This is a genomic window from Vibrio chanodichtyis, from assembly GCF_028863985.1.
In the GTDB taxonomy this organism is placed as follows: Bacteria; Pseudomonadota; Gammaproteobacteria; order Enterobacterales; family Vibrionaceae; genus Vibrio; species Vibrio chanodichtyis.
In genome coordinates this window covers 22,575-44,977 of sequence record NZ_JARBFT010000011.1, presented here as the reverse complement: position 1 = coordinate 44,977, position 22,403 = coordinate 22,575, and the positions used below count along the sequence as shown (strand labels likewise).

25 protein-coding genes and 1 pseudogene are annotated in these 22,403 nt (G+C 46.8%); 21 read left to right on the top strand and 5 right to left on the bottom strand.

Features of this window, described 5'->3' with window-relative positions:
- The 3 genes from PUN32_RS11035 to PUN32_RS11025 all read left to right on the top strand — a co-directional run bounded on the left by PUN32_RS11035 (window position 1) and on the right by PUN32_RS11025 (window position 2,195).
- Window positions 1-993: a UDP-glucose 4-epimerase family protein gene (locus PUN32_RS11035; RefSeq protein ID WP_274723265.1), complete on the top strand. Its 993-nt coding sequence runs from the start codon at window positions 1-3 to the stop codon at window positions 991-993.
- Window positions 990-1,538, top strand: coding sequence for a sugar transferase (locus PUN32_RS11030; RefSeq protein ID WP_274723264.1), 549 nt, complete (start codon window positions 990-992; stop codon window positions 1,536-1,538). Before PUN32_RS11035 ends, PUN32_RS11030 begins: the two co-directional genes overlap by 4 nt.
- Before the next feature lie 162 nt (window positions 1,539-1,700).
- Window positions 1,701-2,195, top strand: coding sequence for a YehS family protein (locus PUN32_RS11025; RefSeq protein ID WP_274723263.1), 495 nt, complete (start codon window positions 1,701-1,703; stop codon window positions 2,193-2,195).
- A 120-nt stretch (window positions 2,196-2,315) separates the two neighbouring features.
- Here the strand turns inward: PUN32_RS11025 and PUN32_RS11020 are convergent, their stop codons facing one another.
- A complete protein-coding gene (locus PUN32_RS11020) occupies window positions 2,316-2,552 on the bottom strand; it encodes an RNA recognition motif domain-containing protein (protein ID WP_166013882.1) in 237 nt (78 codons plus the stop codon).
- A gap of 273 nt (window positions 2,553-2,825) precedes the next feature.
- Here PUN32_RS11020 and PUN32_RS11015 point away from each other — a divergent pair, with 273 nt between their 5' ends.
- The 17 genes from PUN32_RS11015 to PUN32_RS10935 all read left to right on the top strand — a co-directional run bounded on the left by PUN32_RS11015 (window position 2,826) and on the right by PUN32_RS10935 (window position 17,793).
- A complete protein-coding gene (locus PUN32_RS11015) occupies window positions 2,826-4,208 on the top strand; it encodes an MBL fold metallo-hydrolase (protein ID WP_274723262.1) in 1,383 nt (460 codons plus the stop codon).
- A gap of 501 nt (window positions 4,209-4,709) precedes the next feature.
- Window positions 4,710-4,937, top strand: a complete 228-nt coding sequence (locus tag PUN32_RS11010; RefSeq protein ID WP_274723261.1) for a Flp family type IVb pilin — start codon at window positions 4,710-4,712, stop codon at window positions 4,935-4,937.
- Complete coding sequence (locus PUN32_RS11005; RefSeq protein WP_319946308.1) at window positions 4,903-5,367, top strand: A24 family peptidase; 465 nt, start codon at window positions 4,903-4,905, stop codon at window positions 5,365-5,367. The genes PUN32_RS11010 and PUN32_RS11005 overlap by 35 nt, the downstream gene beginning before the upstream one ends.
- Before the next feature lie 269 nt (window positions 5,368-5,636).
- On the top strand, window positions 5,637-6,416 hold the full coding sequence (gene cpaB / locus PUN32_RS11000; RefSeq protein WP_274723260.1) for a Flp pilus assembly protein CpaB: 780 nt from the start codon (window positions 5,637-5,639) through the stop codon (window positions 6,414-6,416).
- 12 nt (window positions 6,417-6,428) lie between these two features.
- On the top strand, window positions 6,429-7,757 hold the full coding sequence (locus PUN32_RS10995; RefSeq protein ID WP_274723291.1) for a type II and III secretion system protein family protein: 1,329 nt from the start codon (window positions 6,429-6,431) through the stop codon (window positions 7,755-7,757).
- Window positions 7,754-8,284 (top strand): hypothetical protein, encoded by a 531-nt coding sequence (locus tag PUN32_RS10990; protein WP_274723259.1) that lies wholly within the window; start codon window positions 7,754-7,756, stop codon window positions 8,282-8,284. Before PUN32_RS10995 ends, PUN32_RS10990 begins: the two co-directional genes overlap by 4 nt.
- 8 nt (window positions 8,285-8,292) lie before the next feature.
- Complete coding sequence (locus PUN32_RS10985; RefSeq protein WP_274723258.1) at window positions 8,293-9,543, top strand: AAA family ATPase; 1,251 nt, start codon at window positions 8,293-8,295, stop codon at window positions 9,541-9,543.
- Window positions 9,540-10,829, top strand: a complete 1,290-nt coding sequence (locus PUN32_RS10980) for a CpaF family protein (protein WP_274723257.1) — start codon at window positions 9,540-9,542, stop codon at window positions 10,827-10,829. Before PUN32_RS10985 ends, PUN32_RS10980 begins: the two co-directional genes overlap by 4 nt.
- Complete coding sequence (locus PUN32_RS10975; protein WP_274723256.1) at window positions 10,826-11,746, top strand: type II secretion system F family protein; 921 nt, start codon at window positions 10,826-10,828, stop codon at window positions 11,744-11,746. Before PUN32_RS10980 ends, PUN32_RS10975 begins: the two co-directional genes overlap by 4 nt.
- Complete coding sequence (locus PUN32_RS10970) at window positions 11,736-12,644, top strand: type II secretion system F family protein (protein WP_274723255.1); 909 nt, start codon at window positions 11,736-11,738, stop codon at window positions 12,642-12,644. Before PUN32_RS10975 ends, PUN32_RS10970 begins: the two co-directional genes overlap by 11 nt.
- On the top strand, window positions 12,637-13,503 hold the full coding sequence (locus tag PUN32_RS10965; RefSeq protein ID WP_274723254.1) for a tetratricopeptide repeat protein: 867 nt from the start codon (window positions 12,637-12,639) through the stop codon (window positions 13,501-13,503). Before PUN32_RS10970 ends, PUN32_RS10965 begins: the two co-directional genes overlap by 8 nt.
- Window positions 13,484-13,981: a TadE family protein gene (locus PUN32_RS10960; protein ID WP_274723253.1), complete on the top strand. Its 498-nt coding sequence runs from the start codon at window positions 13,484-13,486 to the stop codon at window positions 13,979-13,981. Before PUN32_RS10965 ends, PUN32_RS10960 begins: the two co-directional genes overlap by 20 nt.
- On the top strand, window positions 13,962-14,504 hold the full coding sequence (tadF, locus tag PUN32_RS10955) for a tight adherence pilus pseudopilin TadF (protein ID WP_274723252.1): 543 nt from the start codon (window positions 13,962-13,964) through the stop codon (window positions 14,502-14,504). The genes PUN32_RS10960 and tadF overlap by 20 nt, the downstream gene beginning before the upstream one ends.
- Before the next feature lie 2 nt (window positions 14,505-14,506).
- Window positions 14,507-15,799, top strand: a complete 1,293-nt coding sequence (locus tag PUN32_RS10950) for a TadE/TadG family type IV pilus assembly protein (protein WP_274723251.1) — start codon at window positions 14,507-14,509, stop codon at window positions 15,797-15,799.
- A 67-nt stretch (window positions 15,800-15,866) separates the two neighbouring features.
- A complete protein-coding gene (locus PUN32_RS10945) occupies window positions 15,867-16,508 on the top strand; it encodes an OmpA family protein (RefSeq protein WP_274723250.1) in 642 nt (213 codons plus the stop codon).
- A 275-nt stretch (window positions 16,509-16,783) separates the two neighbouring features.
- Complete coding sequence (hupA, locus tag PUN32_RS10940; RefSeq protein WP_166013866.1) at window positions 16,784-17,056, top strand: nucleoid-associated protein HU-alpha; 273 nt, start codon at window positions 16,784-16,786, stop codon at window positions 17,054-17,056.
- A gap of 47 nt (window positions 17,057-17,103) precedes the next feature.
- Window positions 17,104-17,793 (top strand): DUF1481 domain-containing protein, encoded by a 690-nt coding sequence (locus PUN32_RS10935; RefSeq protein WP_274723249.1) that lies wholly within the window; start codon window positions 17,104-17,106, stop codon window positions 17,791-17,793.
- Window positions 17,794-18,012: 219 nt separating this feature from the next.
- Here the strand turns inward: PUN32_RS10935 and purD are convergent, their stop codons facing one another.
- From purD to PUN32_RS10920, 3 genes and pseudogenes are all read right to left on the bottom strand, one after another.
- Window positions 18,013-19,302 (bottom strand): phosphoribosylamine--glycine ligase, encoded by a 1,290-nt coding sequence (gene purD / locus PUN32_RS10930; protein WP_274723248.1) that lies wholly within the window; start codon window positions 19,300-19,302, stop codon window positions 18,013-18,015.
- An 80-nt stretch (window positions 19,303-19,382) separates the two neighbouring features.
- Window positions 19,383-20,975: a bifunctional phosphoribosylaminoimidazolecarboxamide formyltransferase/IMP cyclohydrolase gene (gene purH, locus PUN32_RS10925; protein WP_274723247.1), complete on the bottom strand. Its 1,593-nt coding sequence runs from the start codon at window positions 20,973-20,975 to the stop codon at window positions 19,383-19,385.
- Between the two features lie 91 nt (window positions 20,976-21,066).
- Window positions 21,067-21,201: pseudogene (locus tag PUN32_RS10920) on the bottom strand (phosphoribosylamine--glycine ligase); the annotation flags it as partial.
- A gap of 32 nt (window positions 21,202-21,233) precedes the next feature.
- Here PUN32_RS10920 and zntR point away from each other — a divergent pair.
- Window positions 21,234-21,632 (top strand): Zn(2+)-responsive transcriptional regulator, encoded by a 399-nt coding sequence (zntR, locus tag PUN32_RS10915; RefSeq protein ID WP_166013859.1) that lies wholly within the window; start codon window positions 21,234-21,236, stop codon window positions 21,630-21,632.
- A 158-nt stretch (window positions 21,633-21,790) separates the two neighbouring features.
- Here the strand turns inward: zntR and PUN32_RS10910 are convergent, their stop codons facing one another.
- Window positions 21,791-22,396, bottom strand: coding sequence for a bifunctional 4-hydroxy-2-oxoglutarate aldolase/2-dehydro-3-deoxy-phosphogluconate aldolase (locus PUN32_RS10910; RefSeq protein WP_274723246.1), 606 nt, complete (start codon window positions 22,394-22,396; stop codon window positions 21,791-21,793).
- Between the last annotated feature and the right edge of the window lie 7 nt (window positions 22,397-22,403).

Genomic DNA, 22,403 nt, shown 5'->3' with positions numbered 1-22,403 from the left:
ATGGGATCAAATAATCAGACGTTATTAAAAATTCTTGTGACTGGCGCTTCGGGTTTTGTTGGCTCCCACGTGCTGAGTGTGGCGCATAATAAGGGTTATCAGATGATTGCTCAGTCACGTAGTCAGCAACAATATAAATATGCTTTTGAGCAGGTATTACTTGATATCACGCCAGAGACAGACTGGCAGAGTGCGTTGGTAGGTATCGATTGTGTGGTTCACTGTGCGGCTAGAGTTCACCAAATGGCGGAAACAGAAGCTGATGCTCTTAAGGCTTATCGTGATGTGAACACGCTAGGTACGCTGAATTTGGCGAGGCAAGCTGCATTGGCTGGCGTTAAGCGCTTCATATTTTTAAGCTCGATTAAAGTTAATGGTGAACAAACCAAAGCAGGGGCTGCTTTTCAGCATGACGATGCACATATTCCAGTCGATCCTTATGGCTTAAGTAAGTTTGAAGCTGAAGTTGGCTTGAAAAAAATTTTGGCAGAGACCGAAATGGAAGTGGTGGTTATTCGTCCTACTTTGGTGTACGGACCCGGTGTAAAAGCCAATTTTGCTTCGTTACTCAACTTGGTTTCAAAAGGTCTTCTACTGCCATTAGGTTGCATTACGCATAATAAACGCAGCCTTGTTGCTATCGATAATCTGGTTGATTTAATCATCACTTGTATTGATCACCCTAAAGCGGCCAACCAAGTCTTTCTGGCTTCGGATGATCACGATATTTCCACCTCTGAAATGGTGCGTGAAATGGCCATCGCATTGGGCAAGCCCACTTGGCAACTTCCGGTGCCGATTTGGTGCTATAAGCTAGCGGGCAAACTTTTCAAAAAATCAGAGGTCGTCGAGAGATTAACCGGCTCGTTGCAGGTTGATATTACCCATACCAAGCAAACGCTTGGCTGGAATCCTCCGCAAACCTTACAGCAGGGCTTTCAGCAGACCGCCGAAGCCTTTCTTTATTCAAAAAATAATAGTGGTAAATCATGATCCGTTTATTCGATTTTCTGGCCGCATTTTTTGGCCTGTTGTTTTTATGGCCAGTGCTGTTAGTGGTGACTATCCTCGGTCTGTTTGATACTGGCTCACCAATTTTCGTGCAGGAGCGAGTCGGGCGTAATAAAAAGCCGTTTAAGCTGATAAAGTTTCGTACCATGTCGGTGGATACTCACTCCGTTGCCTCACATCTCGCGAGTACCTGTTCAATTACTAAATTGGGTGCCTTTTTACGTAAAACTAAGCTGGATGAACTGCCACAACTGATTAATGTGCTAAAAGGGGAGATGAGCTTGGTTGGCCCGCGTCCGAACTTGTTTAATCAAGAAGAGCTTATTCAACAGCGTGATACGCTTGGGGTATATAACGTGTTGCCAGGTATTACTGGCTTAGCGCAAGTACAAAATATTGATATGTCAACGCCTGCGCTTTTAGCTAAAACCGATAAGCAGATGATTGAGACTCTTACGCTCAAAGATTATTTCTGCTACATATTAATGACGGTAACCGGCAGTGGCTCAGGTGATGCGGTAAAGTAGAGTCATATAGAAGATAGAGTGCGAACTGGTGACCAGCTTGTGTTCGAGCATGCTTTTAATCGCAGGCACAATCAGTAGGGAACGGAGCGCAAATCTGATAAAATCCGCGCCTTCCAGTAATCAAGTTGATAGAGCTGGATTTACCTAACACTAGGAACTATTTTGACCAATAATGATATTTTGCGCCGTGTACGTTACACCTTCGATTTGAAAGATGAGCTAATGGCTGAGATTTTCTCTTTAGCCGATTTTGCTGTGACCAATTTACAAATCACGAGCTGGCTGAAAAAAGAAGATGATCAATCGTTTGTGAAACTGAGTGATGCCGAGCTTGCCGCCTTTCTCAATGGTTTGATCAATTTTAAACGTGGTAAGCGCGAGGGTGATCAGCCCAAGCCAGAAGAGTCGAAGCCAGAGCAGCCACTCACCCATAATATGGTGTTTCAAAAGTTGCGCATTGCGTTGAACTTGAAGTCGGAAGAGATTATTGAAATTCTGCAACGGGTCGATTTTCGTTTAAGCAAGCATGAACTGAGTGCATTTTTCCGTAAGCCGGACAATAAGCATTACCGAGAGTGCAAAGACCAAATTCTGCACAATTTCTTACTCGGCCTGCAGCATCAATTTCGTCCAACGAGTGACGAATCTGCGCTATAACCAGAGACTGAATCGCCACTACTTCACTATTGGCACGCTACATTTCCTGGCTTTTCGCTGGGTGTGGTGTGGTTTTCGGCAATAAAAAACCAGCTTGTTCAGCTGGTTTTAGCATCCATCTTATTGCGCGGCTTTAACCCGGATCTTACTTTTTGCCACGTTGGTTTGGTTCAGCGCCGCAATCGCCGCTTTGGCTTCGGCCGCTTCGGGCATTTCCACGAAAGCAAAGCCTTTTGATAAACCGGTTTCTTGATCTAACACCAGCGTGCATTCTGCGACTGAGCCATGTTCAGAGAACAGTTTACGAATTTCGTGCTCTGTTGTGCTGCGAGCAAGGTTGCGAACTAACAGTTTCATAGTGGTCCGTTGAGGTAGGGATAATCGCAATGATTGTCTCAATAAAGCCGGTGACGACCAAGCGATAGTTTGGCTTTAGCATAAAATATCCCCTTCCTACTTGAAGCTGCAGTGGTGTTGGCTACGCTCGTTCACCCCAATACATTGACTGAAAGAGTGATGATATTGCGTGGTAAACCGCGGCCTTGACCGCGGTTTTTGCGTATTTTGGCTTGGCCGTGGCGGAAAAACGCTATCATCATTGGGGTAATTGGTGTGCGAAGGGGCAAGGGTATGCAAGTGATCCATCATGGTGGTAAAGATAGCGTTACTGGTTCATGTCATGAATTGCGGGCCGATGGGCAAGCCGTGCTGATTGATTGTGGTTCGTTTCAAGGTGCGGATGAGCGCCCGCTGGCGGTCGAGTTTGCGCTGGATCATCTTGATGCTTTATTACTGACTCACGCGCACATTGATCATATTGGTCGTTTGCCGTGGTTACTGGCGGCTGGGTTTCAGCAGCCGATTTATTGCACCGCGGCCACCGCAGAGTTAGTTCCTCTGATGTTAGAAGATGGCCTTAAGCTGCAATTTGGCATGTCACCCAAACAATGTGAGCGAGTACTTACTCAAGTGCGCCGTTTGTTGCGAGTGCAGGAGTATCATCAATGGTTCGACTTACCGATCAAACATTCGTCAAGCAAGCATTCATCGATCAAGCAACCATCGAGCAAACATTTACCTAGTAAGCAGTCAGTCAATCAGCCACTGGCGGTACGCTTTCAACCAGCAGGGCATATTTTGGGCTCGGCGTATCTGGAAATTTGTCTCGCTAACGGTGAAGTGGTGGTGTTTTCCGGAGATTTAGGGCCAAGTCACACGCCACTGCTGCCCGATCCACAACCCCCAGAGCGAGCTGATTATCTATTTATTGAAACCACTTACGGCAATAAACAGCATGAAGATGTGCAAAGTCGTGGTGAACGGCTGCGCGCGATTATTGAGCGCTCACTGAGTGATGGTGGGGCAATTTTAATTCCGGCGTTCAGTGTTGGCCGCACTCAAGAGCTGTTGTTTGATATTGAACAGTTGATCTTTAGCGAGCAGATTGCTGCCAATTTGCCGATTATTCTCGATTCTCCGATGGCACAACGTGTGACACGTTCTTATCGTCGTTTTAAGCAGTTGTGGGGGCAAGAAGCCAAAGCGCGGCTGCAAATGCAGCGCCATCCGCTGGCGTTTGAGCAATGCATTACGGTGGAAGATCACCGCACGCATCAACGTTTGGTTAACCGTTTGGCTTCAACCGGCGAAGCCGCGATTGTGGTTGCTGCATCGGGTATGTGTCAGGGTGGACGCATTATCGATTATTTAACCGCGCTGCTGCCCGATAGTCGCACCGATGTGATTCTGGCCGGTTTTCAAGCTGAAGGCACGCTAGGGCGAAAAATTCAAACCGGTGAGTCACCAGTGTTGATTGATGGTGAGCCGGTGCCAGTCAATGCGCAGATCCATACCATGTCGGGTTATTCCGCCCACGCCGATCAAACCGATCTGCTGCGTTTTATCATCGGCATCGCGGTAAAACCGAAACAAGTGCATCTTATCCACGGGGAAGCAGCGGCCAAACAAGCATTCGCTGCCGAGTTGACTAAGCTTGGTTATAGGGTGGTTTGAGTCGTTGTACTACTTAACATTGCTAGCGGGGGGTGAATAAGCGCACTGGTGTTGGGTGATCGGTTTGGAATATAAAAATTGATGTTGGTCAAGTTTTTCAATCGGGAAGGAAATACCGAATGCTCCCATACGAAAATATATTCACTTCATGCCTGGTAAATTAAAACAAACAATCCTACTACAGCCATGATTGTTATTCAGTGTCACAGGGTTAATTACCTGCTTAATTTTTAATGAAAATTATCTGTGCGAATTAAATAAATATTTAAATATATCCAATAAATAATGGCTTCTACGTCTTAATGATAAGAAGCGTAATAAAAGTAATTATTTCAGACATTCTGTCTCATAAATGAGAAGGTGCTGCTAAAGTTACGATTACCACAACAAATGAGCATACTTTCGATGGACATCTTGTAATAGATTGATAGCATTAATTAAGAAGTGCTGATTTTGTGATGTCACTTCAAAATATATTAATAAATTGAAAAGGAAAATCTTATGTTGACTAAAGCTTATGTAAAAGCGCGCTTGCTGGTGGAATCTTTTGCTCAAGACCAACGTGGCGTGACCGCGATTGAATACGCGATTATCGGTGTGGCGATCTCTGCCATTGTGTTGGCTGTGTTTAGTGGTGAAAATGGATTAAAAGATGCTCTAGAAGGTGCTGTAAGTTCGATTACTAAAAATATTAATGATGCAAGTGGAATTGTTCCTGACGGCAACTAATTATTCATTGAGTGTTTTAATATTTTTAGCATTGCTACTAATTGCTTTCAGTGATATTCGCACTAGAAAAATCAGTAACACTACGCTGCTTATATTGGCATTGTTATTGCTATTAGGCTGGTTTAGCCAGCCTAACTGGCAGATTTGGCCTTACAGCTTAACCATCCTGCTGGTCGGTTTAGGCTTGTTTAAACTTGGCGTATTAGCCGCTGGTGACACTAAATTGCTGGCGGTGCTCAGTTTAGGCATTGATCCACTTTATATGCCGTTAACCTTAGTCGGGATTGCCATCGTCGGCGGATTGATGGCTCTGGGCTATTTACTGTATGGCTTGGTGACCGATTTGCAGCAAGTGCGTCAGCGCGGCATCCCTTATGGGGTACCGATTTGCTTGGTCGGTGGCTTGGCGGTCTATGTGTCGGCACTTTGAACGATACCCGGTTAACTTGTGCAAGATGGATGCGCTTCACTTGGCGAGTTAATTAAGAATAATCTTATTAAACAACTGGTTAATCTTGCTGGTTGTTTAACTATTTTAACCCTTTTTCAGTTTATGGTGGTGTCGCTTTATTGCCATAAATGGGCTTGTCTTCGATCGGTGTAAACCAAACGGAAACGGCATTTCGCATCATGCTGTGCCTGCGCTAGGGTTTGCCATTCATCGAGATAGGTTATCTTTTTCTCACTTGGGACGGTGAAATGAATTCCAAGCTTTTAATTGCACTCGCGATCATTGTGATTGGTATTGGTGGGTATGGATTACTCACTCCTGCGCCCGCGCCGATTGCGGCCGATCCTGTTGCCCCTGTGGTGGTGGAAGTCGCTCAACCGGTCAAACAGTATCAAGTCTGGTTCGCTAAACAGTCACTGCACAAAGGCCAGCTTATTACGCGCGCCGATCTTGAATTGCAGCGGATTGATGAAGAGCAAGCGCTGCGCCTTGGTGTCACCGAGGATCTGGCATTCGATTTTGCGGCCGAGCAACGCATCAAGCAAGATCTCGCCGCTGGGCAAGTGTTGTGGCCTGAGCTGTTGGTTAAATCTGATCACGCGGCTTATGTCGATCTGATTTTAAGCCCACAGCGGGTACCGTTCGCAATCCAAGTCAATTCTGAATCGGTGGTGGGTGGCGTGATCCGTCCTGGTACTTTGATCGATATTTTGGCGCTCTCTTCGTTAAAACAAAATCTCGCTACCGATGAAACGGTGCGCAGCTTTGAAACCGTGTCTCTTACGCCGGTGTTGATGGGAGTCAAAGTCTTACAAGTTAACCATCCGGATCAGCCAACCAGCGTGATTGTCGAATTGACCCGTAAGCAAGTCGCGACCTTAACCATTGCTCGCCACATTGCCCAGTTAGAAATTCATCTTTCCACTGGCGATAGTTTAGCCAGCGAACTTTCCGCCAACGCCGGCGATGTATTAACCGATTATAAAGCGATTCAGGAGTTTCGTGCCGGCAGCACGACAATACGTTAAGGATAAAAAATGATGCAGCGTTATGTTTATGGCTTATTGGCGGTGCTGGTCAGCGCAATAGCCCTGCCGGTTGCGGCGCAAAGGATACTCAATTTAGCGGAAGGGGATGCGCACACCTTACGCACCCAGCAAGAGATCCAATCGGTATTTATCTCAGATCCTAAAATTGCTGATTATCAAGTGATTGACCGGCAAACGGTGGTCATTTTCGGTAAACAGGTGGGAAACGCCAGTTTATTGGTGTTCGGTGACAACAGCGAAACTCTCGCCAGTCGGCGTTTAGTGGTCAACACCAGCATGGTGCATATTCAGCAGCAAATTGCGATCAAATACCCTTATGCGGAAGTCTCTATCGCCAATTTGGGTCAGCAAGTGGTGCTCTCCGGTACGGTCGCGACCGAAAAAGAGCGCGACGAAATTAATATTTTGGTCGGCGAATTATTAGCGAAAAGCTCGAAAGATACCGATGTCGAGTGGGATATCGGTGATGACCAAGACTATAAGTTAGAATTTATGCAAAGACGCCGTTTTGAAGGCGTGGTCAACAATATTGAAGTGGCGACGACTAAGCAGATCAATGTCAAATTGTCGATTGCCGAAGTTTCCCAATCGTTTATGGAAAACTTTGGTATTCAGATGAACAGCAGTGGGCAAAGTAGCGGGATCTTCGTTAACCCACTCAGACACTTTAGCAGTAGTGATATCGTGACCTTAATTACCGCGATTGGTGATGACAGCGTCGGACAAATTCTTGCCGAGCCCAATTTATCTGTGATCTCCGGTGAAACCGCGAGCTTCTTAGTCGGTGGTGAGTTACCGGTGGTGACGATTATCGATGGCGGCACCAACGTGTTGTACAAAGAGTTTGGGGTGCGATTAGAAATCATGGCCAAAGTGCAACGGGATGACAAAATACGCTTGGCATTAATGCCAGAAGTCAGCTCGCTAGATAGCCAATACGCCAACGCGACTTACAATTTGCCAGCGTTAAAAACTCGCCGTGCCCGCACAACGGTTGAACTCGGTGATGGGCAGAGCTTTGTGTTGGGTGGCTTGCTCAATAAAGAAGAAACCGAATCGCTGCGTAAAATTCCTTTTATTGGTGATATCCCAGTGCTTGGTGCGCTATTTCGCCATAGTGAAACCACGCGTAATAAAACCGAATTGGTGATTGTTGCTACGGTGAATTTGGTGCAGCCGATTGAGCCTAACAGTGTGCAATTACCGAGTATGCAGCGCACTTCAACCCTTGAGCGCTTTTTTGCCCTACCGGCCGCCAACTCAACCATTGACCAGCAGCTTAGCCAGCAGATCCTAGCGACAGGAGGATTTAAGCAATGAAACATCCGATCTTGATCATTATGTTGTTGAGTTTAACCCTGGTAGGTTGCAGCTCCGGCTGGCCAGATAAGGCTGGCCCTGCGATTGATATTTACCCAGTACACAGCAGCTTAGCTTTGCGTGCGGATGGAAAAAATCATGCGCAAGCGCAAGCCTCTTTTGAGCAATTTTTAGCCGAGCAGCGTCATCAGTTACTTACCCAAAATAGCGTGCTGTATTGGCGCACCAACAGCGGCGAAAAATTTGCCCTTAACGCGCAAAAACAGCTGCGCAAATTAGGCGTGGCACCGGAAAGTGTGCGGCTAGAAAAAATGCCAGCCCAATTTGGCGATCGGTTTGATTTCAAAATCGAGATCGTTACTCATCGGGTCGTGGTGCCGATTTGTGCTGCGGCACAAATTGGTCAATTTGGCCAAGAAGGGAGTGGCTGTGCGAGCGAGTCGCTACGCTGGCAATCGATGGTCAACCCGCAAAAAATGTTAACTAATCATCGCTCCGTCTCACCAGATACTGCAGTAGGGGAATAACGGCCATTATGTTTGATTTAGTCGATCTATTAAGTAAAAAACAAGCCACTGAGGTGATTGAGCAGCAAAAAATCACCACGGTCGTGTTTTATCAAACGGAACAATGCCAAGAGTTAGTGATGGAGGCGTATCGCTTTGAAGGGATAGTGCCACCGGTTGCAGTAAAAAATTGCGATGAAGCGATAGCGGCTCATGTGCGTCAATCGGATATCGAAATTGTGATCATTGAGCTTAATGACAGTCACAATATCAGCCAAGATGCCGAGCGCATTAGCCACCTACTGCCAAACCATGCTTCGGTGATTATTATCGGTAGTGAAGATGCGATTTCGACCATTCGTAATCTAAAAAGCATGGGCTTTTACTATGTGTTTTGGCCAGTGACCAAGCAAGAGCTGATTGATTTTGTGAAGAGTGTTTATGATAACCGTCAGCGCAGTAGTCATCGCGGTCCGGGTCAAAAACGCCGCGCTAAATACGTGAGTTTGCTCGGTAGTAAAGGTGGGGTAGGCACCAGTTTGATCACTGCCGAAATCGCCTATCAGCTCTCTAGTGTGCGCAACACTTCTTGTTTAGTGGTCGAGCAGCATTTTCAAGGTGGCAACTTAGATATTTTGCTCGGCATTCGCAAAATGGAAAAGCGCCGCATCCAAAAAGGGGCGTTTTCTTCTTCGCTCGACAGTGCTTCAGCACAAAGCTTGCTGTATAAGCACACTCCAATGTTGTCGATGTTGGCACTGACTTCAGAACATCTTGATACGCTATCGTTGCTTGATTATAGCAATGCGGTGGTCGACCAACTTTCGGAAGAGGTAAACTTTATCCTAGAAGATTTATCCGCTTCGGTAGGTTTTGCGGTTGAAGCTGATAAATTTTTATCTCAAGCCGATGTGATAGTGCTGGTGATTGAGCCGACGGTCTCTTCGGTACGTGAAGCAGCAAGATTAAAAGAGCGCATCAGCAAAGCCAATACCAATCCTGCTCTGCGTCTACTGACAGTGTTTAATCAATCCTTGCCGGTTAAATTGCACTCCGCGACCAAGCAAGATGCGGAAAGTATTTTAAAGCAGCCCATCGATATCGATATTCCATTTTGTGACACCATCAACCATACCGTATTAGAAAATCAGCGTTTGGTGACTTCTAAGTTAAAAGCGGCTGAGCCGCTACAAAACCTCACTGCGTTGATCTTAGGTGAAACAGTCAGTAGCAAGGCTGGTATGTTGGATGCACTTAAACAGAAGTGGTCTCGTAAATGATCGGCGCCAAAGCAATCTACGTTGGCCTGCGCAAACAAATTTTTGATGCGTTAGAGCCGGAAGCGATTGCTCAAATGAGCAAAGAGCAGCTCGCCAAGCAACTTGACGGCGCGGTGGGTTTATTGATCGAACGCGAGCGCTTAACCGTGCCGAAAGTGATCCGCGCTGAGTTTGTCAAAAACTTGGTCGATGAACTGGTTGGGCTCGGGCCATTACAGACCTTAATGGACGATGATTCGATCAGCGACATTATGATTAATGGCCATCAAAGCGTGTTTATTGAACGGGGTGGTTTGGTTGAAAAGGCGCAAATCGATTTTATTGATGAGCGCCAACTGTTGGATATTGCTAAACGCATCGCGTCTCGTGTTGGACGGCGGGTCGATGAATCCTCGCCGACCTGTGATGCGCGCTTACAAGATGGCAGCCGGGTCAATATTGTTATTCCACCGATCGCGATAGATGGCACCGCGATCTCGATCCGTAAATTCAAAAAGCAGAGCATTGATTTTACTAAGCTGTGTGAATTTGGCGCGATGAGCCCAGAGATGGCGCAAGTGCTGATGGTCGCAGCGAGATGTCGTCTCAACATTCTGATTTCCGGTGGTACTGGCTCAGGTAAAACCACCATGCTGAATGCGCTATCACAATTTATTGGTGAAAATGAACGGATTATCACCATTGAAGATGCCGCGGAATTGCGTTTACAGCAGCCGCATGTGGTGCGTTTGGAAACTCGGACTGCAGGGATTGAAAATACCGGCATGATTAACCAACGTGATCTGGTGATTAACTCACTGCGGATGCGTCCGGATCGAATTATCGTCGGTGAGTGTCGTGGTGGCGAAGCGTTTGAAATGTTGCAAGCGATGAATACCGGCCACGATGGTTCAATGTCAACCTTGCACGCCAATACACCAAGAGATGCTTTAGCTAGGGTTGAGTCAATGGTGATGATGGCAACCAGCAGTCTGCCGCTAGAAGCGATCCGCCGTACCATTGTCAGTGCGGTAGATCTGATCATTCAGATCAGTCGCTTGCATGATGGTAGCCGTAAAGTGATGAGCATTACCGAAGTGGTGGGGCTAGAAGGCTCCAGCGTGGTGTTGGAAGAGATTTTCCGCTTCCAACCGAGCGCCCGCCAAAGTGAAGAGGGTAAAGTTAACGGGCATTTTATTACCTCGGGTTTAATGCAGCGGTCGGTGCTGTATGAAAAAGCGCGCTTCTTTGGCTTAGAAGATCATTTGACCAAGGCATTTCGTGCGCTAGAGGAGAAATCCGTATGATCTGGTTGCTGCTGCTTGGAGTGGGGATGGTTTTGCTGCTGGTTGGGATCCGGCAGCGCAAATATGATCGCTATGATTATTTGGCTGAAATGGCGAAAACCGTACACGTTGATTCGATGATCTCTGAACATCAAGCGATTGATATCAAATCGCTCTCTTACCGTACTTTACAGGATCGGATTGAGCAGTTCTGGAAAAACTTGAGTAAGCAATTGGGTAAATTAGCTCTGCTGAAAGTGGTTGGTTTTATTGCTGGGCTAATTTTGTTTGGCATTGAATTTAATCAACGTTTTGTGCGTGGTTCCGTGGCGATTGTGGTGGCGTTCTGGGTGGTGGCTGGGGTGACGTTTGCGTATTTCTGGTTGCAAAAACGTCAGCAGACTGAGTTTGAAGAGAGCTTTCCTGATGCTTTGAGCATGCTCAGCAGTGCAGTTTCTTCTGGTGAAAGTATTACTCATGCGATCATGTACGTGGGTAATTCGCTCAACAGCGAAGTGGGGAAAGAATTTAAAATTATGGGCAAGCGCTTGCAGCTTGGTGAATCGCCCGATGATGTATTCCGTAAAGCCTGTTTGCGTTTTCCATACCCTTCTTTTCATTTTTTTGTGATCACCTTGCGCGCCAATATGCAGCGTGGTGGGCAGTTGAAAGACGTTATTTTGCGCCTCAATCGGTTATTGTTTAATGCCCGTTCAGTTGAGAAGAAGAAATTCGCCTTAACTTCAGAAGCGCGAACCTCGGCCAAGATTGTTGCTGCTATCCCCTTTTTCTTTCTATTCATGCTGCAATACCTTAGTCCAGAAAACTATGAGTTTGTGATGTTTGATCCGGCTGGGCGGCCAATCCTTTACTACGTCCTGATCAGTGAAGCGATAGGGATTTCGATTGTATGGGGGTTAATGAAGAGTGTTCGCTAATTTTTCATGGGCCGCGATTGCCAAGGCTGGGCCGCTGTTTCCTATCGCCATACTGGCGTTTGGAGTGCTGCTGCTGATCATCTCGATGCGCCAAGAGAAGAAAAGCCAATTTTGGAAAGATTTTTATCTGCACCAAGCAAGCCGTCAGAGTGAACAAAAAATCACCCTGCTGGAGCGTTTATCGGCCACATTGAATCGGTTGTTTTCTTCAGATAAAACGCTGCAACAGCAGAAAATGTTAGCTGCGGGTTTTTACCATCCGCAATTGGCAACTTATTTTATGCCACTCAAATATGCCTTGTTGGTGCTTGGTGCGCTAGGCATTTATCTGCTTTCGCTAAAGGTCAGCTGGTTAGCCAATCAGTTATGGTTGGTTATGGCGCTATGGTTGGTGGTGAGTTTGATTTTTCCGGATGCTTATCTAGCGATGCGCGCTAAGAGCCTCAGCCATAAAATTTCCAACAAGCTGCCTTATCTACTCGATTTGATGGCGGTTTGTGTGCAAACCGGTATGACGATTGAAGCGGCGATCAGCTACCTCGCCAAAGAAATGAAGGGCTTCGATAAAGATATCAGCTACTTATTAGTGAAAACCGACGATAGATCAAGACTGGTTGGCTTAGATCTGGCGTTGGATGAGTTATACGCACGGGTGCCGTCGAATGAGATGCGCAGTTTCGTGATGACCTTAAAGCAAAGCTTGCAGTATGGCAGTTCGATATACAGTGTGTTGACGACCTTGTCGGCCGATATCCGTGAAGTGCAAATGCTGCACATCGAAGAGAAAATTGGCAAATTGGCGGCGAAAATGTCTATCCCATTGATTGTATTTATTATGGTGCCGATTGTGATTTTAATTGCGGCCCCAGGCGTGATGAGGATGATGATCAATGCATAAAGGAATCTTGCTGCTCAGTCTCATGCTGCTTACTGGTTGTAGCAGCTTGTTGCCTCTTGATAGTGCCAGTAAACCCGCTACTCAGAATTACGGCCAGCCACTGGAGTTTGATGAAGAGCAATTACTGATCAAAACCAATAATCAAGCCGGTTTGATAGCGCTGTATAAGCGTCAACTGCAGCAACAACAAAACCCAACCACCCGGTTTAAATTGGCACAAGCTTACTTTGATAGTGGTGATCCCGAATCAACCTTGTTTACGCTCGCCCCGCTGACCAGTGGCAGTACGGCTTTGCCGCGCGACGAACTGTTTTTTCTGCAAGGGCGCGCGCAATATCAACTCAATTTAGCCGAGCCGGCACATGAGTCGTTGCTGGCTGCGTTACAAGCGAACCCTGATAGTGGCAAAACACTCAATTTGATTGGGATCTTGTATGCCCAACAAGGCGAGCGAGTTAAAGCTCGCGCTAGTTTTAACCGTGCGCGTGAACTGATGTTTGATGATGTCACGATTAAAAATAATTTAGCTCTGCTCGATATTTTTGAACAGGACTACCAAAGTGCGGCGGCACGTTTACTGCCAATTTATCTTAATGGTCAAGCTGATCAAACGGTTACTGCCAATTTAGCCTTAGCCATGGCACAAATTGGCAGCTATGAGCATTTGCGTTCTTTCTATGGTCAGCAATATGGTGATCAAGAGCTTTATCAGTTGTACCTTAACTTGCGTCAAGTGCAGTTGATCAATCCAGTGACTGAGGCGGCAACCACGGAGCCATTGACCAGCCATGACTCGTTAAGCCATTCATCGGTCAACCTACAAGCAGAGGAGCAAGTCGATGCGTCTTTTGTTTTCTAAAAAGCAATCTGGGGTGGCAACCATTGAGTTTGTTGGTGGTTTTTTTGCCTTTTGGCTGATGTGTATGGCTTGGGTCGAAATGAGCTTTCTCTCTTATGTTTCCAGCCTAGGTGACTTAGCGATTGCTAGCGCAGCCAGAGAAACCAAAAAAGTCGATGGTACTTATTATCAAGCCCAGTTTAAAACCATTTTAGAGCAGCAAGACAGTTTATGGTCTCATATCGTGAGTGCTGATAAATTTCAATACAGTATCCAGTTTGTGAAGAAATTAGATGATTTGCACGATTATGAGAAAAATTGCCTTGGTGAAGATGGTGATCAACTGAATTGTAATGATCCTAAAAATATGGCGATTGCGGTATATAGCATAACTTATGATTATCAGCCGATTTTTAATTTCTTTTTAAATGATAAAACGGTGTTTGCTCGGGAAGCTATTGTTATTCAGGAGTATCAACGTGAAAAATTTACCCGTTAAATTACAACAAGGTAATTTTACCGTCGAGTTTGCGATTATTGGCGTATTCTTTGCTCTGCTGTTGGTATTTAGTGCGGATATCGTCGTCAAACTGGCTTATAAAGGTAAACTAGAGCGGCTTTCTTATTCTGCGGCAGCGATTATTAAAGAGCGTACCGAAGTTTATGATACGGATCATTTTGACTTTGAACCTAGTAAAGAGATTGGAACTGAAGCAACGCAGTTATATGACATTACCTTGGCATCATTAAAGCGTACTACCAATAATTTTGACCCGGAAAAATTTGGTTTTCAGATCCGGATGATACGTGAAAATAAAAATGTACGAGCGCCTTTTTCTGGAGGTTACATCAATTGTAACAATACTCAATCCTTGCAGGATCTCGACTTTATTACCACCTTCGGTCGCCATGCGACACTTTATGAAGTGACGCTCTGTTATGACACGCCAAGTTGGTATGGGAATTTAATTGGCCAACAATTTTCACGTGTCAGTAGTCGCTCTGTCAGTATGGGGAGATAAATATGCACACTTATTCGCGTTTACACCATCAATCCGGCCATGCGGCGATTCTATTTTCGCTATTTATTCCGGTGTTATTTGGTATTTTTACACTGGGTACCGATGGCGCACGGGCCATTCAAGATAAAGCGCGTTTATTAGAAGCGGTTGAGGTTGCCAGTCTTGCGGTAGCTGGCCAAGGTTCAGATAATGTAAAGCTCGCCAAAAATTATCTTGAGTACTATTTCCCAGTTGCGACGATTCAAGATTCTGATATTCAAATCAAAAAGATCAACTGTGAAGATAATAATCGTTGTAAAGACGATGAAAGTCGCTTTTTTGAATATCAAGTGACCGCTAAAATCAGTCAGCCAACCTGGTTTCCGGGTAATGAGGCTGTTATTGGTTTTGGTAAAGACTATGATATTGCCAGTCATTCGGTAGCAAGAAAATTTCACTCGGAAACGGTGGATGTCATTTTGGTGGCGGATTTTTCAGGTTCTATGAGTTGGCGCTGGGACAGGTATGGTGCAAATAATAATACAACTAATCCTGTACGGTATGTGATGATGAAGGAGATTATGAAAGAAATTGCCGATGAATTAAATGAATTTAATAAAAATATGGTGAAGAAAAATAAATTGGCAATTGTGGGCTTTGATTTTTTTACTGTTGAGAAAAAAAATGATGGTTCATATAATCACTATGACCATATAATTTGCCCTAGGGGTCGTTGTAATAGTCAGTATAAACCTGGAGAGAGTAAAGATGTCTCTGCTGATGTAGTAGTGAATAATATTTTTAATCTTAGTCATGTTTCTCATTCCGCGGAGAGATTTAATTCTAAGGGAAGTGTTTCAGGGTTCTCTACTTTTTTTAATATTAATCTGACCGATGATTTTTATAGTCTAAAAAAATCCATTGATACCTTTGTTATAAAAAGCAGCTCAATAAGTGGAACGTCATCTTATGCAGGAATAATTAGAGCTGCACAATTTGCAAACGCAGGAACTAATCCAAGAAGACTTATTATTATTTTGTCTGATGGGGAAGATAGTTATACTACTAATACCAACAATTTAATCGCTAAAGGTTTGTGCAGTTCTATATTAGAAAATTTGAACTCTCAATATGTTGGTGACGATAAAGTTAAAGCTAGGATGGTCGCAGTTGGGTTTGCATACAAAATAAATGATTATCCGCAAATGAAAAACTGTGTAGGTCAGGATAATGTTTTTTCTGCCCAGAATAGAGATGATATAAAAAATAAAATTTTGGAACTGATTTCTGAAGAGATCGGCCATTTAGCTGAATAAAAACACTTATATTGACTGAGAAATTTATTTACACGATATATTTTCCCTGTACCGAGGAATTCTGATAATGAAAACACTTTTCCGCCAGCTCTCGATGATTGTACTGCTTGTTGGCTTTGGTATGACTAATGCGCTGGCGGCATCTAACGCGAGTCAAAGCGCGTTTCATCACTACTGTAATGGCCCTGAACTGGAGTTTGAACAGCAAGTTCAGGTCGGCTCTGGTCGACGCGTATTAGTCAATCACGCTGCATTTCCCTACATTGAGCAAGCGGGGCAATTTCAAGCCAGTGCTGCATTTATTGAGCAACAAATGGTTGCGGCTGGAGTGCAAGCAAACTGTGCTGAATACTTGTTAAGCCATGCCAAATCTTGGCAAGCAGGATCGCAAGAGACGCTGGCCAGAGTCTATTTCTCGTTTGATAGTGCTGAGCTGACTTCGGCTTCGCGTTATCTGCTCGATCAACTCTTGGTAAGCTTAAAAGATAATCCGACCCTGATTGTCGAAGGACATACTGATAATACAGGAAGTGATGCGTATAACTTTGCGCTTGGCCTGCGCCGAGCAGCCAGCGTGGAAGCTTATTTGCAGCAATCTGCACAAACACCATTACAGTTGCAAAGCGTGTCTTACGGCGAAGCTCGCCCTATTGCGAGCAATGCGAATGAGGCTGACCGAGCACAAAACCGCCGAGTAGAAATTAAATAACCCCATCTATGTATGGCTTAATTGAGCGAGATAATGAGCGATCGCATTCACCCAGCGGCTGGTGATGCTAGCTTCAACCCTTATTCAGCAAGGTGTTTATCCTCTGAGGCTAAACCCAGTTTGGGCAGGAGAAGTAACAAATTGTGAGTTATTACTCATATTGCGGTTAAAAGTGCGTCATAAAAGCTAAAGTTGCGCGACAAACCTTTGCCAGAGCAGGCAGTTATGTTTTAGAGTGAGCTCGATTCGATAACCTATTGAGAAGGGAAACCTAAATGAACAAGACCCAATTGATCGACTTTATTGCAGAGAAAGCGGACCTGACCAAAGCACAAGCCAAATCAGCTCTCGAAGCGACTCTGGGTGCGGTTGAGGGTGCTCTGAAAGACGGCGACCAAGTACAACTGATTGGTTTTGGTACATTCAAAGTTAATCATCGTGCTGCGCGTACTGGCCGTAACCCAAAAACGGGTGAAGAGATCAATATTGCGGCAGCTAATGTCCCTGCATTTGTGGCAGGTAAAGCGCTGAAAGACGCGATCAAGTAATTGCTTTATACTACGCCGAGATGAAAACTCTCGGCGTTTTTTTATTTATGAAGCAGCGATTATCCCTCCTTTTTTTCGTATCTGGCTTATTGGCTGGCTGCGGTTCCACTCCTAATCCAAATCTTGAGCAGATCAATCAATTTACCGGTGGTAAAGCGATCAGTGAGGCGACCAGTTTTTACTGGTATACCGAGCGCTTTCAAAAACCGAGTTCGGCGGCTGATTATGTGACTTCTGGCAATCATGGCCGTTATCAGTCCAGCTATCGCTGGGAAGAGGGGCGAGTGCGTGAAATTCGCCGTGAAGGTGAATACCTTGAAGGCAAAAAATTACAGCCATTTCGAGTGCATATTCGCTTTAGTAATCAAGGGGAAGCGGTGTATCAGCAATATCGGCTCGCGGGTAAAGTGCTGCCGATGAGTGATGAGCAACTGACGGACTATGTGCTGCAAGCCAAAGCGGTGGCTGAGGTGTCTAAACAGCAAGACAAGCAAGGCTTAGAGTTGCTGCAAGGCTATTGGAATGGCAAGGTGTTTGAAACCTGTAGCGGTGTTGAATACCAGCGGGTGGAGTTTAACCAAACCTTGCCCAGCTTTATGCTCAATCGTCTTGCTTCGATTGAGAGCTACGTAGCGTTCCTCGGCAAAATTCGTAACGGTACGGTACATATTGATGAGTTACTGCTGCTTGAGGCGGCAAACTATGATTGCGTGAAACGCCCAGCGTTGCTTGATTAACTCAACCCGCCGCCGCAGGCAATATCCCCTTCCTACTTGAAGCTGCAGCGGTGTTGGCTACGTTCGTTCACCCCAATCACATAGTGTGTCTATGCTCATGGGGATTCACTCACTTGCCGCCTACCTGCAACTCCAAGTCGTTTGGGTATAGTGTTCGTTGCTGGCTAATGGCTTCTCACGGCGGTATCACCACAACCTCGCCGTTGCATGAGAGCTGGGTTATTGAGCCTGCTCGCGTGCAATCGCGCGATAGCCGATATCGCGGCGGCAGAACATGCCGGTACAGCGAATTTGATCGGCCAGTTGATAAGCGCGTTGCTGCGCCTCTAGTACCGTGTTACCGAGTGCGGTAGCACACAGCACTCGACCGCCATTGGTCACCACATGATCGCCTTGCATTTCCGTACCGGCGTGGAACACTTTCTGCCCCTCGATCTCTGCTGTCGGTAGACCTGAAATCACTTCACCTTTTGCGTAATCCCCCGGGTAACCTCCCGCGGCGAGAACCACACCAATTGCGGCGCGTGGATCCCACTTCGATTCCACTTGATCAAGTTGACCCGCAATCGCGGCTTGGCACAGTTCGACCAGATCCGATTGCAGACGCATCATGATGGGTTGCGTTTCGGGATCGCCAAAGCGGCAGTTGTACTCAATCACTTTGGGCGCGCCAGTTTGGTCGATCATCAACCCTGCGTATAAGAAGCCTGTATAAGTGTTGCCTTCTGCAGCCATACCGCGCACGGTTGGGTAGATCACTTCTTGCATCACTCGATCGTGGATCGCTTGAGTCACGACCGGAGCCGGCGAGTAAGCGCCCATTCCGCCCGTGTTCGGGCCGCTATCGCCATCGCCCACACGTTTATGATCTTGGCTGGTGGCCATAGGTAGCACGTTTTCGCCATCTACCATCACGATAAAGCTGGCTTCTTCACCATCGAGAAACTCTTCAATCACCACTCGGCTGCCGGCGGCGCCAAATGCATTACCCGCCAGCATATCGTGGATCGCCTCTTCTGCCTCTTGCAAGGTCATCGCAACAATCACGCCTTTGCCGGCCGCTAAACCATCGGCTTTGACCACAATCGGTGCGCCTTGTGCACGCACATAAGCCAGTGCGGGCTCAATTTCAGTGAAGTTAGCGTAAGCGGCGGTTGGAATGTGGTGACGGGCGAGGAAATCTTTGGTGAACGCTTTTGAGCCTTCAAGCTGCGCTGCGCCTTGGGTTGGACCAAAAATGGGCAGGCCTGCGGCACGAAATGCATCGACCACTCCAATCACCAGCGGCGCTTCAGGACCAACGATGGTGAGCTCAATCGCCTGTTGCTGAGCAAAAGCGACCAGTGCGGGAATATCGGTCACTTCAATATTGACGTTGTGTACTTTGTGCTCAAGGGCGGTCCCTGCATTGCCGGGAGCCACATAAATTTTCGTCACTTGTGGATTTTGCGCGACTTTCCACGCTAGGGCGTGTTCACGACCGCCAGAGCCGATGATGAGAACTTGCATGTTAACATCCTTAATAAATGGATTAGTTACTAGAACCAAGGCCTAGCTCCTAGACCCTAGGAGCTAGAATCGAGAACCAATTAATGACGGAAATGACGCATACCGGTGAAAATCATCGCCATGCCGTGTTGGTTGGCAGCATCGATCACTTCTTGATCGCGCATTGAACCACCCGGTTGGATCACGCAGGTAATGCCTGCCTCGGCCGCGGCATCAATCCCATCACGGAATGGGAAGAAGGCATCGGAAGCCATAACACTGCCGGCCACTTGTAACCCTTCATCGGCGGCTTTGATACCGGCAATTTTCGCCGAGTAGACGCGGCTCATTTGACCTGCGCCGATGCCAATCGTCATATCGCCTTTAGCGTACACAATCGCGTTGGATTTAACGTATTTAGCCACTTTCCAGCAGAATAGTGCATCGCGTAGCTCTGCTTCGCTAGGTTGACGAGTGGACACCACTTGCAGATCCGCTTGGGTCACCATGCCTTGATCACGCTCTTGCACTAGCAAACCACCGTTGACGCGTTTCAAATCAAAACCCGTGGTTTGGCCTTGCCATTCACCGCATTCGAGCAAGCGCACGTTTTGTTTCGCTGCCACCGCTTCGATCGCCGCTTGAGAGACTTTCGGCGCGATGATCACTTCGACAAATTGGCGTTCGATGATCGCTTGTGCCGTTGCGCCATCTAACTCGTAGTTAAACGCGATAATACCGCCAAAGGCCGAAGTTGGGTCGGTTTGGTACGCGCGGTTGTAAGCTTGCAGTAGATTATCGCCCAGTGCCACACCACATGGGTTGGCGTGTTTAACAATCACACACGCTGGCTCACTGAACTCTTTAACGCACTCGAGTGCCGCATCAGTATCGGCAATGTTGTTGTAAGAGAGGGCTTTACCTTGGATTTGGCGCGCGGTGGCGACGGAGGCTTGTTGCGGCTGCGCTTCAACATAAAATGCCGCGGCTTGATGACCGTTTTCGCCATAACGCATATCTTGCTTTTTGATGAACTGTGCGTTGAACGTGCGTGGAAAGTGAGATTCTGCATCACCTTCTTGGTTGTCACCATACGATGGCACTAAGGTGCCAAAGTAGTTGGCGATCATGCCATCGTAGGCGGCGGTGTGTTCAAACGCAGCAATTGCCAGATCAAAACGGGTAGCGTGGGTGAGTGAGTTTTGGTTGGCATCCATTTCACTAATGACGCGCTGATAGTCTTTAGCATTAACCACAATTGTTACATCTTTATGGTTTTTCGCCGCAGAACGGACCATAGTTGGCCCACCGATGTCGATGTTTTCGATGGCATCTGCGAGCGTGCAATTTGGGTTGGCTACGGTTTGTGCGAAAGGATACAGGTTAACCACCACCATATCGATCGGTTGGATGCCGTGGCTGTTCATCACTGCGTCATCTTGGCCACGGCGGCCTAGAATGCCACCATGTACTTTAGGATGCAGCGTTTTTACCCGTCCATCCATCATTTCTGGGAAACCGGTGTAATCGGAAACTTCGGTGACAGCTAGGCCTTGTTCGGCCAGTAGGCGAGCGGTACCGCCGGTGGAGAGAAGTTCCACTCCACGCTCTGCAAGCGCGGTTGCGAACTCAACAATGCCGGTTTTATCTGATACGCTGAGAAGCGCACGATGAATAGGACGAGCGTTGTTCATGCTTCCATTTTCCTTTAAAAGATATTTGCCGAAAGTGATCTGTCGCGTGGGAGGGGAGTGAAGCACACTTCAACACCGTGTTCAGCACAATCAACAGAGCCGTTTGGGAAAAGACCTTAGCCGCAGCGATTTGGATGGCGCGTATTCTAACCAATCTATTACAAAAGATCTCGCGCAATCGTTTGGCATGGGAAAAATAATCGCTAAAAAACGCTTTTTCAAGCATAAATTTTAACGAAACGGTAAATAGGAGCAGTTATGTTTCAGATTGGAGAGTTAGCCAAACGCAGTGGGGTTTCCAGCGATACGCTGCGTTTCTATGAGAAAAATGCACTACTGGTGCCTGTCGCGCGCAGTGACGCGGGCTACCGAATGTATGATCAGTCGAGCTTGGTTCAGGTGAACTTTATCTTAAAAGCCAAACAATTAGGCTTAAGCTTGGAAGAGATCAAAGAGCTGCTGGACATTCGTCTCGAAGCCACCGCACATAGCTGTGCTGAGGTCAAAGCGATCACCAGCGCTAAGCTCGCGCTCATTGACCATAAAATTGCCGAGTTAACCCGCATTCGCAGCGCACTCAAGCGCATCAATGATGCTTGCTGCGGACATCTGGAAGACAACGCCAGTCACTGCTCCATTTTAGCCGCGTTGGAATAAGTTGTTGTATTGCAAAGCTTGAATTGAACGGTGATTTATCACTGGTTGATGTGGTTTTTAATGTCGCCAAGCGGGGGCATTAGCGTACATCAACCCCAAAATACCAAACCCAAAAGACCAAGCTTGGCGGCTTGGTCTTTTGTCGTTATGCGGGGAACTTATACGTTACGGACTAATTCCGCGATCGCATCCCAATTGCCTTGATCCATCAGATCGGTAGGCACCATCCAGGTACCACCACAGGCGATCACCGATTTAAGCGCCAGATAGTCTGGGGCGTTGGTCGGGTTGATACCGCCAGTTGGCATAAAGCTAATCGGGTACACCGCACACAGCGCTTTGAGCATCGGTAGGCCACCTGAAGGTTCAGCTGGGAAGAATTTCAAGGTACGCAGACCCATTTCCATCGCTTGTTCAACTAGGCTTGGGTTGTTGACGCCTGGGATGATCGGGATGTTGCGCTGCTGACAATATTTCACTGTGGTTGGGTTAAAACCTGGGCTAACAATGAAATCGGCACCAGCGGTGATCGCTTGATCCACTTGGGCGCTGGTGAGCACGGTACCGGCACCAATCAACAGCTCTGGATACGCATCACGCATGATGCGTATCGATTCGGCTGCGGCTGGAGTGCGGAAAGTGACTTCTGCGCAAGGCAAGCCATTTTCTACCAGCACTTTAGCCAGCGGCAGTGCGTGGGCGACATCATTAATCGCAATCACAGGGACGATTTTGATCGCTCGTAAGCGTTGTTCAATGGTCATAAGTCCA